The sequence below is a fragment of the Aquimarina litoralis genome (assembly GCF_039523995.1).
In the GTDB taxonomy this organism is placed as follows: domain Bacteria; phylum Bacteroidota; class Bacteroidia; order Flavobacteriales; family Flavobacteriaceae; genus Aquimarina; species Aquimarina litoralis.
This window is the reverse complement of sequence record NZ_BAAAGE010000001.1, coordinates 247,087-259,836: the sequence shown is the minus strand read 5'-3', so window position 1 is coordinate 259,836 and position 12,750 is coordinate 247,087. Positions and strand designations below refer to the sequence as shown.

Below are 12,750 nucleotides of genomic sequence, written 5' to 3'. Positions count from 1 at the left end.
GTTTTGTTAATTTATTATTGAATTTTTAGGATATATAAATCTCCTTCATACTTTCCGTCATAATCTGAATATAGTAATGCTTTGGCTTCATCGAACGTATCATATCTATCTAGATATACATAAATATAAGTGTCCTTAGGGTTTTTAAACCATTTTGGGTTAAGTCCCATCTTTTTAAGTTTTCCCATTCCCCTTTCAAAATAAGGTTTGCGTTTAAAAATGTTGGTTATCAAATAATATCCTTTTTCAACTGAATTTCCTTCAATGTCTGACAAGGTTTCCGTAAGAACAGCTTCTTTTTTTGTTTGATTGTCGTTTTTGGTTGTTGATTTTTGGTTGTCAGTATTTTCTCCAATTTGAAATACGATAGGTAGGGAGTATAACACATTTACTTTTTCACCTTTATGTTCTCCAGGAATCATTTTAGGTAAAGAGCTAATCACCCTATTTGCTTCTTCTTCTACTTCGATAGCTGGACCTCTAGATTCTACTTCTACGACATTTCCAGAAGTATCTATTTTAAACCTAACATATATGCGATTTACACCCTTTAAGCCAAGATTTTGTGGGATATTCATGTCAAAGTGTTTATTTACATATTTTTTGATTTCGTCAGATACACATTTTTTTATTTCTTCATTAGTAGCTAAGTCTTTACAATTCTGAGTAGCTGGTACTTTCTCTATCGTGGCAAAAGGAATGGTTTGTTCTCTGATCATTAAAATATGTCTAACATCTACACCATCAGTTTTAATTTTTTCTACAGTTAGTAGATGCCAACCAAAAGGAGTTCTAAACGGCTCAGAAATTTCACCTTCTTGAAGGCTAAATGCTACTTGCTTAAAGCTTTCATGAAATGGAGTATCTTTTTGCACAAAATAGAACCCGCCATTTCCTTTGGATCCTGGATCCTCTGAGTATAATACTGCTCTACTGGCAAAACTTTTGTTATGAATTGTTATATCTTCTTTGATTTCTAAAAGTCGGTTCACAATTTTTTGATCCTCTTCAGATAAAGAATCTTTAGCTATGGTTTTAGTAGTCTTCTTTGTTTTTGTTTCTACCTTATTAATTACAGGAAGTGTTTTAGATTCGTCCTCTATTTTAGGTTCTTCGGTTTCAGAAGGAACTATGATTTCTTTTACAGGAATTTCATTAGCAATTTCGATTTCGTCTGTAGTATCTGTATCAGCAAATGAGTTGGTTAATTCCTGAATTTCGTCAGTAATTTTTTCTGAAGAAATATTTGCTAAGGCAACTGCTTTTTGCGAAAAAGCAGTAAAAGTAAGCATTACCAATAGTAATGGTAATATGGCTAAATACTTGAATTTAGCTTTTGATTTCGATTTCGTTTTTTGAAGCATGATGATTCTTTTTTTAAGTAATGTATGATTGAAGAAATTATTTGCAAATTGTACATTTTTCGTTTCAAAATTTGCATTGAGCAACTGCTCATAGTATTGTCTTTTTCCTAGTAATTTAATCGCCGAAGCATCAGAGATATACTCGTGTAAAGTGATAATTCGAGAATGATAGATATACAATAATGGATTAAACCAGAAAATGATTTTGATTATCTCAAACCATAGAAGGTCTAAGGTATGTTTTTGTTTTAGATGAACAATTTCATGAATTAAGATCTGATCTTTTTCATTTTTTGATAATTGGCTACCGATATAGATAGTATTCCAGAATGTAAACGCATCTTTGCTATTGGGTAATATCCTAATGGGGAATGTATTAAAAGTTCCCTTTGTTGATTTTTTGTTTAAAGAATAGATTATAAAAATTTTTCTGACAAACAAAAATAAGGTTACGACTATTCCTACGGTATAAATACTCAACCACCAGTTGATATTCTCAGAAGCAGTAGCAACTGAATTCGTCGTTTCTATAACCGTATTTTTAATAGGTTGGTTTCCAATAAAGACTGTTGGTAAATTTACTACATAATCATCGGGTATTGTTTCCTGAATGCTTTTTACCTTAATAAAAGGGAGTGTTAAAGAAAGAAGCGAAGTGACTAAAAGATAGACTCGATTAACTGTGAAAAAGGTATCCTTTTTATGAAATAAATCATACGCTATTAAAAATATTAGCTGAAATAATATAGTTTGAATAATATATTGTAGCATATCTTTTAAATTTAGTTCTTTCTAGTATTGTAAGATATTTATTTTTTTTGATCTGATAAGTCTAGAGTAATAGAATAGGATGGAACACTAATACCATTTGGATCTTTATATGTGTTAAAATCTAATTTGTCTTGACCCTTTTCTTCTAATATTTTGTTTTTAAATGAAAATTTACAATTTCCATCTACATCACTCTTTTTAAGATCTGTTCCATATACAATTTCTAAATTGTAAATACCCTGAGGGATGTTTCTTACGAAATGTTTGCTGTTTTTAGGTAAATAGACGGTTCTTACACTTTCTGATGTCTCGAGGTTCATAATATCTACTAGTACTTCAGTATTCTTACCATTTGTAATTTTAAGATAATTATCCAGTTTCATGTCGTATTTGGCGACGTAATTGTTAGCGCATTCAGGCTCTGCTTTTTCGGAAGAAACTTCCTTAATAGTACTTAAGTTTTTGGCATTTTCTGCTGCTAATTTTTGAGCCATTTCCATTGCTCTTTTTCTAGCAGCCTCTTTTTCTTCCTTAGCAATCTCATCGGGATGATCATGATTTTTCCTTAATTCTTCCGGAAGTAAATCTAAAGCCAACGTATATGATGGTACATTTTTACCTTGGTCCGTAATGATGGTAGTGAAGTCTAATATATCTTCTCCGGTCTCAAATAAGATCTCTTTTTGAAGACCTCCATTACATACTCCATCTATCTCTTTCTCCTTATAATTTTCTCCATAGGTAACATCAACTCTATATATACCCTCAGGAATGTTTCTTACATAATGCGTTTGATTTTTGTAGATTACGGCAGTTCTAACGATCTCATTTGTTTCTAATAAGATAAGTTTAGTAATAATATCGGCATTTTCGCCATTTTTGATTTTCAAGTAATTATCTAGTTTGTAATCGTACTTAGCACCTTTATTTAGGCATAAAGGTTGATTGCTAACAGCTTTTTTATCAGTATTAGAAGGTTCCTCTATTGTCAGAGTAGTCTTCGGTTCATTTGGTTCATTGTTGGAAGAGCCATCCTTACAAGAAGTGTAGGTGAGAATCCCCGTTAGTACAGGAATTAAAAGTAAGTACTTAAATTTAGCAATAGATTTTGATTGGGACTTTTGTAACATAAATATTCGTTTTTTGATTAATGATTGATTGAAAAATTGATTAATGAATGTAATTTTCTCTGTCTGAAAAGCAGAGTTTAATAATTGTTCTATATAGTTTTTTTGATTTACTTTATGAATGGTGATCGCATCTGCTATGTATTCATGTAATAAGGTAATTCTTGCCTGATAGATGTAAACCAAAGGGTTCCACCATAATAAGATTTTTAGGAGCTCGATCCCTATTTGATCAATAGTATGTTTGTGATTTACATGAACAAGTTCATGTGATATAATATGTTGTTTTTCTTCCTCGGTTAAAGAATCTCCAATGAAAATTGTATTCCAAAAAGAAAATGCGTGCATACTATTTGGAAGAATTACTATTTTCTGGTTAAATGATTTGGATATGTGTGATACGTTTCTGAGAATATGAAGCTTGTGAAACTTTAATAAAAGATTTATAAAACTCAGTAAAACTCCTGCCAAATATGTTACTAACCACCAGTTTATTTGCATTCCATTTGCACCTGCATCTGTTCTGGTTACATTGGTATCAAAGATTATTCGTTCGGTAGGAACAATTATGGTACGTTCGATATTAGTAACAACAATTTCTGTAGAACTAGAAGTCAAAAAGTCTAATTCTATAAACGGAAGTATTAACGATAGAAATGGAGTAACAATAAGATATAAACGGTTCCAATTAAAAAAGGTATCCTTCTTATGAAAAATATCATAAACCAAAAGGAATAATGACTGAAAAATTAAGATTTGAAGTAGGTAATGGAGCATATTTTTTCTTTTACATAAACATTACATTGTTATTATGTCAATCCAGAGCCTACTATATCGTATTCCAAAAATAGTAGACTCAGGTCGACGTCCCCCAATTGTTTTATAGATCTCTACATCTATTCAACTAATCTATTAGTTGAATGGCAAATATATACATTTTTTTATTTTAACTAAATATTTAGTTGAAAAATTTAAAAAAATAGAGATTTCACCTCTTATTTACTTGTAAAAACGAGTATTCCATTTAGAAACTACTATGACTGTATTAGTAATGAAGTGTTAACATTGTTACAGATTCGTGATGGTGTTTTTAATTTCGAACTGAATCATTATGGTATAAAAGTCATTTACATTAGTGCTGCTAGCTTCGGATATGGTATTTGCGGGAATAATATCAGGAAAGGATAGAAGTGTTTTTATCGCTTCTTTTTCCATTTCAGGAGAGAAGCCTTTTACTTCAATGTTTTCAATCTTTCCGTTGCTAGAAATATTAAATCTAGTGTAGATACGATTGATTCCGGACTTAGCAAATGAAGAAACAGAGAGTATGTCATAATTTTTTTTTACATATTGCTCAATATCTTTACAAACGCAATGTTTTCGAACACGTTCGATAGTCTTACTTTTGCACTTAAGTGTTGTAGGCTTATTTTGTGAATAAGAATAGAATCCGGATAATATAACCACGAAGGTTATGTAGATATATTTTTTCATTTCGGGGATAGAATAGGTTTCTAAGGGTACTTCATTTCCTACAAAAATATTATTTATCAGGCAATTTGATGTTACCGCAGTTTTAAGTATTTTAGAAAAAAAATAATATTAGAGTAACAATATTCATTTTTGGTAGTCTAATAATTTACTATGGATATAGCTTTAGTAATCATTGGTTTTATATTGTGCCTAGTTGGTATTGTTGGTAGTTTTCTTCCAGTTTTGCCAGGCCCTTTTACTTCATGGGTTGGTCTATTAATACTTCATTTTACCGATGTGATTCCTCAGAATTGGACTTTTTTAGGGATTACCCTTGGTATTGCTGTCTTAGTTTGGATATTGGATTATATTGTTCCTGCATGGGGTACAAAGCGTTTTGGCGGTACAAAATATGGAATGATAGGAAGTTCGATCGGACTTATTCTAGGGTTACTGTTTTTAGGCCCGTTTGGGATAATTATAGGACCTTTTGCAGGAGCTTTTATTGGAGAGCTAATAAAGGATAGTAAAGATTCATCAAAAGCTTTAAAAGCTGCATTTGGATCGTTTCTAGGGTTTCTTGCAGGTACTTTTGTCAAGTTTATCGTATCTATCGCCTTTATTATTTTATATGTGAATAAAGTATGGGAACATTGGGGGGCAATATTTTGATCACTAATGTATTAGAATAAAATATATTGTATAAAAAAAGAGTGCGTTTAACGCACTCTTTTTCTTCACACAAATCATCTTAATTTAGGGGCTTATTCTAAAATTAAAACTCACTTTTATAAAAACTTTCATCTTGGGGGGAACGAAAGCACTAATTCATTTTCACTCTGTAAAGATAGTGAATTTTCGATTGCCTTCAAATTTTTTATGTATTTTATCGAAAAAAAATGCATTTTTAACATAATTATTATAAAAATAAAATATTTTAATAAGAAAAAACTTACAAATTATATATATCAAGTACATTGTTGTAAATAGCTCAAAGGATATAACCTGCTAATGAAAGTAATGATTGGTATTATTTAAGGGATAGTTAGTAATGAAAGAAATTAAAAAAAGCCTCTCCTTTTTCAGGAAAAGCTTCTCATTGGTTTACTAAACCACCCACGCAATTGGCGTGGGACAACACAACTTTGTACATTGCAAAAAAAAGCTTCAACCGTGATTGAAGCTTTTGCAATTGTTGCGGTCTGGACGGGACTCGAACCCGCGACCCCCTGCGTGACAGGCAGGTATTCTAACCAACTGAACTACCAGACCATTGCCTTATTGCGGATGCAAATATACACCTCATTTTAATACTCACAAATGTTTTTTGAACTTTTTTTAAGTATTTTTTTATTGTTCTATGCAAATTTCTGCCTTTCAACAAGATAGGTTGTGAGGATTTTATCGAAGTTTTTTGTGATATCGGCCTCTACGTACTTGATTCTGTATTGTGAGCATTTTAATTTTAGATCATAGAAATAAGAACTAACCGCTTTTTGATAATTTTCTTTGATATTATCAGCGTATAAATTTACAAACTCACCAGTCTCTACATCCACAAATCGAGTAGGTCTATTGCTAAAATCAAAATTTAATTCTTTAGTGCTATCGAATGTATGAAATAATACGACTTCGTGTTTATTATATTTTAAATGTCTTAAAGCTTCAAATAGTTTTTCTGGATTAGAAGTAGCCTGAAACATATCCGTAAATAAAAAAATCAGGGATCTGCGATGAATTTTTTCTGCTATTTGATGTAAAAAGGTATAAGTGTCTGTGTTTTTTGTATCCTTTGGAGTAGTGATGATCTGACTCAATTTACTTAAAAGCATCTGATTATGTCGCTCACTACCTTTTTCTTGGGCATAGTAATCATAGGTGTCACTATATATACTTAAACCCACTGCATCACGTTGTTTTTTAAGAATGTTCATGAGACAAGCTGTTGCGAGGACCGAAAAACTTATCTTATTTAGTGATTCTAAATGATGTTGTTTGATTTGGGGATAATGCATAGAAGAAGAATTGTCAATAATAATATGACACCTTAGATTTGTTTCTTCTTCATACCTTTTGGTAAATAATTTATCAGTTTTAGCATACAATTTCCAATCGATATGCTTAGTACTCTCTCCGTTATTATATACTTTATGCTCGGCAAATTCAGCAGAAAATCCATGAAAAGGGCTCTTATGCATACCGGAAATAAAACCTTCTACCACTTGTTTGGCTAAAAGCTCTAAATTGGTAAAACCACTGGTGCTATTAATTTCATTTTGGATATTCATATTGCTTTGCGAGTTATGAGATTAACGAATACTTTCGTGCTAACAATATACGGATACTAATCTGTTTTCAATAAAAAAAGGGTTGACAAACCGTCAACCCTTTTTTATCTCTAAAATCATTTTCTAGATTAAAGAATCTAGTGCTTCAGCATATACATTCTTTGGAGAAACACCAACTTGGCGTCCAACTACCTCTCCGTTTTGGAAAACCAATACTGTAGGGATATTACGTACACCATATTTTGCAGCAAATTCTTGATTTGCATCTACATCTACTTTACCTACAACTGCTTTTCCTTCATATTCTTCACTGATCTGTTCAATTATTGGGCCTACCATTCTACATGGACCACACCATGCAGCCCAAAAATCTACTAATACTGGTTTATCGCTTTTAAGTACTACTTCATCAAAAGTAGCATCTGTTATTTCTAATGCCATAGTTTTATTTATTGTTTATTAATTCTTGTTATTTATTAATTTCACAAAATTAGTCAATATTTATCCTAAAGCTTACAATCAAAATATTTGTTTTGGCTATAGGGCTATTGATTTTGCTGATACCAAATATACTATTAAATTGTTCTGGAGTAAGATATTTTTTAATCTTTTAGTTTAGTTTACCTCTTTATAAATTCCAATGAGATGTGTCCTTATATCAACAGAAACCTCTTCATTTTCTGTGAATGGTATTTTCATGGTTTTACTTTTTACCAAAGGCATATGGCATTGGATGCAGTTATTGTTCATTTTAGCAATTTCATTTTGATCTCCCGAACAATTGATGGGATTTGAATTAGTACTATGACAATTCAGACATTTTTGATTAAAAGAAGCAAAATTATCCCTTTCCTTTTTATGAGGATTATGACAAGTAGTACAGTCTAAAGAGGTGCTTTTAGTAAAACATTTACTCGCAAGTAATAGACCATATTGGTTGCCATGCACGTCTAATTCATTTAAACTAGCTTCGTCATAATCGAGGAATGAAAATTTTCTTAGAGTATCTCCAATCCAAAAGGAGAAAGCTCTTTCGGTAGTTTTAGTACGTAAACCAGAATGGCATAATGCACAAGCATCTAATCTTTGCTGACGTGATAGGGAAGCATGTTTAATAATATGTTTTGCTATTTTATCTTCTGGATTTTGCTTGTGGTATATAACGTGCTCTTTTACGGATCCGTGACAACGTTGACAATCGATTCCATAAACCCAGTTATTACGATGAAATTGATTTCTGTTTTTACTTCCTGAGATATTTTGTGCGTAGGTTGTATGACATTCTAAACAACGTTCTATAACAGGTCTAGCAGGACTTAATTGGTTTAATGCTCCAGGGCTGTTTATCCAACTATCTGTAGGTGTGAAATATGAAGCTTGTAGCTGAAACAAATCATTATTATTCCACATTAAATACGATTGTCCTTTGGTTCCCGAGCCTACTACTAAATCCATTTTAGCTGAATAAAAAGGAGTATTTTGGTCTTTAAATTTAGGTTCTTGATAAAAACCAGAATCTTTTTCTACAAAATTGAAAGTAACCTTATCATTTAATACCAATGTATTTTTGCCATTTTTAAAACTGCCTTTGATGGTCCTTTTGTTAGCTAATTGCAAGGAGTTATAATGTGCGGTTTTGTAATGATCTTCTACAATTTGAGCATGACATTCAATACAAGTAGCAGAATTAATAAATTCCATCCCGTTTATATGAGTGGCAATAGTAGGGATGTCTATGTATTCACCAGTGGTGTTTGCTTCTTTTTTTAATACTACAAAATATCCTACTATAACAGAAATAATAATACCCTTAATAATTATGTATTTAATATTCTTTGGCATGAATAGAAAACTATTTTCTTACAATATAATGTAATTTAAGATTATAAAGTATTTAAGAATTCATAGAGATCTTCTTCTTTTCCGAGCTGAAGTTTCTTTTTTAATCTATATTTTGATTTCAATACACTATCTGGTAGTACATTTAGCATGTTAGCAATTTCTTTAGTAGTGAGATTCATTCGAAGAAAAGAGGCTAATCGTATTTCTTTTTCAGTGATTTCATTATGAATTGCTTTTAATTTGTTATCGAAATTATTGTGTACATCTGCAAAGTATGACTTGAATACTTCCCAATCTTTGTCTTCAGCACTTTCTTTTTTTAATAACATTACCAATCTTCTAAACTCTACTTTAAAAAGTTCAGGAGAGTTTTTAATACGTTCTAGATTTTCTTTGAGTTCTTGGATAAAGCTACTTTTTTGAACCAAATGCAACGTTTGCGAGGTAAGTTCTTTTCTTTTAAATTCAATTTCTTGTCGGTATATTTCTTCTTGTTTTTCTCGTTCTATTTGATTCTTTTTAATGCGTTGTCTGAATCCAAAAAACAACAATCCCGATACCACAATGAAAGATATCATTCCTCCTGCATAGAGCGTTTTTCGAAGATTACTGATCTCTACCTGTTGATTTAGATTTTTGATTTCTTCCTTTTGTAAAGTAATGGCAGCTTCTTTTTTTTCTGTTTCGTAAATGGTTCGTAATTCTTCTATTTGTTGAGATTTTTTCACTGAAAATAAACTGTCTCTTATTTTTTGAGATGCGTGTAGGTCTGAAAGCGCTTCTCGATTTTTATTCTGTAATTGAAAAAGGTTAGAGCGTTTTTCATATAATTCCTGAAGATTCGACATGGTACCAATTTTTTCTGCTATGTTGATCGCTTGATTAATGTTTTTAATAGCTTGAGGAATGTTATTCTCATTTTTAAAGGTATTGCTTAATCCTTTGTATGCATTTATAATCCCAATTTTTATGTCTTCGCCCTCTGTAATCTCTTTGGATTCTATAAAAGATGCTTTTGCTTTTTCGTATTTTTTTTCAATATTGAATAATTCACCAAGATTATAAAGTGCATTGGCTAATGGGGATTTTGCCTCATGCTTCCTTGCTAGTTTTATAGCTTCTTCATAGTGTGTTTGAGCTTCATTTATGCGATTTAATTTTTTTAAAGTATTCCCAGCTGAGTTTTTTGCATAGGATAAATAAATCTCATCATTTTGAGCTAAATAAATGGCCATTGCTTCTTTAAAATAGGTAAGTGCTTTTTTGTAGTTTTCAGTTGCGTATTCTAAATCACCTAAAAGTTTTAGAATATCAGCTTTTCTCATGACGTCATTGATTTCTGTAAAAAGTTCCAATGCTTTTAAAGCTTCAATTAAAGCAAGTTTGTAATTACCTTTTTCCATATAAATAGTAGCAAGGCTATTATATTGTGCACCCTTAAATTTTGCTTTAGCCTTATCCACTTTTTCATTTCCTTCTATAAGTTCAAGGTTTTCCAGAATTATATGAATAGCGTTTTCAAAATCACCTTTGCTACGCAAGATGTCCGCCATGGAATAATTAACAAATAAAGTGCCTCTGTAAGAATTACGATTGTTAAATTCTTCTTTTGCTTGTTTATAATAATAAAGAGCAGAATCTAGATTGTTTCGATTGTTATAAAAATCACCTAAGTGCAATAGGCCTTTGCCTATCCCCATTTTGTAATTAATTTTTTTTGAAATCTTTAGTTCTTCTTCTGCGTATTTTTTAGCTTTTAAAGGTGCAGAGAACATTAATTTCTCATGGAGCTCAGTTAAAATGTCAACTCTAACACTATCTTCTTCGCTGTGATTGTCTAAAGCATTTTTTAAACTGTCAATCAATTTTAGATTTTGGGAAATCACTAGTTGGGTAAAAAATATGAATACTGTGATGAGAAGAGATTGGAATTTCATAAAAGCGAGTCATTTAGTTGACAACTAAGGTAATTAATAAATATTATGGTTGTCGAATACTGCATATTCTGAATAAAAGTGTAAAATTGAGTTTGCAAGATTTTAAGTTGCTTTTTCCCTTAGGCATCCTCTTTTAATGCATTAAAAATATAGAACTCTTTAGTTTAGTCTTCATAAAAAAATCGTTTGTTTCTAAGTTGATTTATTGGTTTTCAATAGGTGTCCATGCTTTGTCCATGCTTAAAATTAGGACTAAAAATGGTTTGCCAGTAGTTTTGAATCGTTGAATCATTAAAAAGAAAACTCATGAAAACTTCAATTTTAAAAATGCCCCAAGCATTTATATTAATTAGTTTAATTTATACTTGCATTGCATGTAGCTCTTGTAGTAAAGATGAAGATAGTTTGCCTTCCGAACCTGTAAATCCAGAAGCAAATACAATTAATGAATTTATTAATAATTTGGAGTATAATGGAAGTGAGTTGTTAGGGGTAGAGGAAACCGGAGGAGAAGCATTACTTAAAACACCTGGAGGAACTAATACAGACGAATCATTTGATTCCGGAATAGAAACTACCTGTGAACGTGTAGATTATAATCTGAAAGCAAATTTTGAAGATGTAGCGATCCTGCGTCCAACTAGAGGTATCGTATGGCCAGGTGCTTTAGTAGTTGGTAATCAAACAATGAGGGATGGTTTGCCTGAAGCGTTTACTTTGGGGAGAGCACCAATGACTATACGCTTAGATTTACCAGGTATTGGTGAAGCAGGAAATATAAGAGTAGAAGATCCCAGAAATTCTAATGTACAATCCAAGATAGATGAAGCTTTGGAATATTGGAATACAAATGCCTATCAAGAAGGATATGTGAATCCTTCTAACTCGTCTTACTCAGCGAGCACTTCTTATAGTTCTAAGCAGATGAGTTTGGAAGTTGGAATGAACACGGAGTGGGCAACTGGAGATGTTTCTGCACAATTTAATTATGAAACTACAAGTACGAATAGAGTAGCTGTTATGGTGTTTAAACAAGTTTTTTACACAATAACTATGGATACTCCTGAAAACCCTTCAGATGTATTTAGAGCCGATGTGCCATTATCACGAATCGAAAATGCATTTAATTCTGCAACACCACCTGCGTACGTGCACTCTGTAAATTATGGTAGAATAATCATGTTTAGAATGGAGACTACAGCAGAAGCTACGGAGGCAGAGCTTACAGGAGCTTTTAATTATGCAAGTGGTGTGACTAATGCATCTGGTGATGTAGAGGCTAAGTATAAAGAAATTTTAAATGAATCTACTATCACTACGGTAACAATAGGAGGGAACGCTTCTGTGGCTTCTGAGGCCGTTTCTGCACAAAACTTTGGTGATTTACAATCTATTATCAAAGGAGAAAATGCTGTTTATAGTAGAAACAATCCTGGTCTTCCAATTGCTTATACAATTAGATTTTTAAAAGATAATAGTCTGGCAAAAATGGGATATAGTACGGATTATGTAGCATTAAATTGTACTACGGCAAAACGTGTGCATAATCGAATAGTGTTTAAAAACACAGTGGTTGATAATTTTAGAATAGGAATTGAATATAAACTAAAGGATGGAGCAAGTGTACCTTACGATGAAATTGTCTGGAAGGAAAATAAAGTAGATGGAGAGCAGACTATCATTACTCCACCAGATGGTGCTTACGATATCTTCTATTATATAGATAGAGCAAAAGCAGGTGCCGGTTATGAGAATAAATGGACGGATAACATAGGAGGGTATGTTCACGCACATGAAGATTGTTTCGAATCCTACCGAAATTTCCTAGAAGTGAAAGTAAGGACTTGCCAATAAAAAAGTATTTTTTTCGAAAGTCGGCATCGTAGGTTGTGATTCAACAACCTGATGTCGGCTTTTTTGTATATTTCTATACAAAATAAGAAAAAGC

General features: G+C 31.8%; 9 protein-coding genes and 1 tRNA gene. 2 read left to right on the top strand and 8 right to left on the bottom strand.

Annotation, left to right across the window (positions count from 1 at the left end; all coding sequences use genetic code 11):
- Window positions 1-14: 14 nt before the first annotated feature.
- The 3 genes from ABD077_RS00925 to ABD077_RS00915 all read right to left on the bottom strand — a co-directional run bounded on the left by ABD077_RS00925 (window position 15) and on the right by ABD077_RS00915 (window position 4,756).
- A complete protein-coding gene (locus ABD077_RS00925; protein ID WP_343909588.1) occupies window positions 15-2,135 on the bottom strand; it encodes a peptidylprolyl isomerase in 2,121 nt (706 codons plus the stop codon).
- Between the two features lie 38 nt (window positions 2,136-2,173).
- Window positions 2,174-4,039 carry a M56 family metallopeptidase gene (locus ABD077_RS00920; protein ID WP_343909586.1) on the bottom strand — a complete coding sequence of 622 codons (1,866 nt, stop codon included), beginning with the start codon at window positions 4,037-4,039 and terminating at the stop codon, window positions 2,174-2,176.
- A gap of 291 nt (window positions 4,040-4,330) precedes the next feature.
- Window positions 4,331-4,756, bottom strand: a complete 426-nt coding sequence (locus tag ABD077_RS00915) for a hypothetical protein (RefSeq protein ID WP_343909584.1) — start codon at window positions 4,754-4,756, stop codon at window positions 4,331-4,333.
- Window positions 4,757-4,906: 150 nt separating this feature from the next.
- Between ABD077_RS00915 and ABD077_RS00910 the strand changes: the two genes are divergently transcribed.
- Entirely contained in the window at window positions 4,907-5,407 is a 501-nt protein-coding gene (locus ABD077_RS00910; RefSeq protein WP_343909582.1) for a DUF456 domain-containing protein, read from the top strand.
- Between the two features lie 526 nt (window positions 5,408-5,933).
- Here ABD077_RS00910 and ABD077_RS00905 read toward each other — a convergent pair.
- From ABD077_RS00905 to ABD077_RS00885, 5 genes are all read right to left on the bottom strand, one after another.
- Window positions 5,934-6,007, bottom strand: a tRNA-Asp gene (locus tag ABD077_RS00905).
- 86 nt (window positions 6,008-6,093) lie between these two features.
- The gene (locus ABD077_RS00900) at window positions 6,094-7,023 is read right to left on the bottom strand and encodes a DUF58 domain-containing protein (protein WP_343909580.1); all 930 of its coding nucleotides are present in this window, start codon (window positions 7,021-7,023) and stop codon (window positions 6,094-6,096) included.
- Window positions 7,024-7,146: 123 nt separating this feature from the next.
- The gene (gene trxA, locus ABD077_RS00895) at window positions 7,147-7,464 is read right to left on the bottom strand and encodes a thioredoxin (RefSeq protein WP_299605517.1); all 318 of its coding nucleotides are present in this window, start codon (window positions 7,462-7,464) and stop codon (window positions 7,147-7,149) included.
- A gap of 174 nt (window positions 7,465-7,638) precedes the next feature.
- The gene (locus ABD077_RS00890; protein WP_343909577.1) at window positions 7,639-8,865 is read right to left on the bottom strand and encodes a multiheme c-type cytochrome; all 1,227 of its coding nucleotides are present in this window, start codon (window positions 8,863-8,865) and stop codon (window positions 7,639-7,641) included.
- Window positions 8,866-8,906: 41 nt separating this feature from the next.
- Window positions 8,907-10,802: a tetratricopeptide repeat protein gene (locus ABD077_RS00885; RefSeq protein ID WP_343909575.1), complete on the bottom strand. Its 1,896-nt coding sequence runs from the start codon at window positions 10,800-10,802 to the stop codon at window positions 8,907-8,909.
- Window positions 10,803-11,108: 306 nt separating this feature from the next.
- On the opposite strand from ABD077_RS00885, the gene ABD077_RS00880 reads away from it, so the two are divergent.
- The gene (locus ABD077_RS00880) at window positions 11,109-12,656 is read left to right on the top strand and encodes a thiol-activated cytolysin family protein (protein WP_343909573.1); all 1,548 of its coding nucleotides are present in this window, start codon (window positions 11,109-11,111) and stop codon (window positions 12,654-12,656) included.
- The last annotated feature ends 94 nt before the right edge of the window (window positions 12,657-12,750 follow it).

Bases quoted from the DNA above. Each gene is read 5' to 3' on its own strand.
- ABD077_RS00925 (WP_343909588.1), bottom strand. From the start codon at position 2,135: ATGCTACAATATATTATTCAAACTATATTATTTCAGCTAATATTTTTA.
- ABD077_RS00920 (WP_343909586.1), bottom strand. From the start codon at position 4,039: ATGCTCCATTACCTACTTCAAATCTTAATTTTTCAGTCATTATTCCTT.
- ABD077_RS00915 (WP_343909584.1), bottom strand. From the start codon at position 4,756: ATGAAAAAATATATCTACATAACCTTCGTGGTTATATTATCCGGATTC.
- ABD077_RS00910 (WP_343909582.1), top strand. From the start codon at position 4,907: ATGGATATAGCTTTAGTAATCATTGGTTTTATATTGTGCCTAGTTGGT.
- ABD077_RS00900 (WP_343909580.1), bottom strand. From the start codon at position 7,023: ATGAATATCCAAAATGAAATTAATAGCACCAGTGGTTTTACCAATTTA.
- trxA (WP_299605517.1), bottom strand. From the start codon at position 7,464: ATGGCATTAGAAATAACAGATGCTACTTTTGATGAAGTAGTACTTAAA.
- ABD077_RS00890 (WP_343909577.1), bottom strand. From the start codon at position 8,865: ATGCCAAAGAATATTAAATACATAATTATTAAGGGTATTATTATTTCT.
- ABD077_RS00885 (WP_343909575.1), bottom strand. From the start codon at position 10,802: ATGAAATTCCAATCTCTTCTCATCACAGTATTCATATTTTTTACCCAA.
- ABD077_RS00880 (WP_343909573.1), top strand. From the start codon at position 11,109: ATGAAAACTTCAATTTTAAAAATGCCCCAAGCATTTATATTAATTAGT.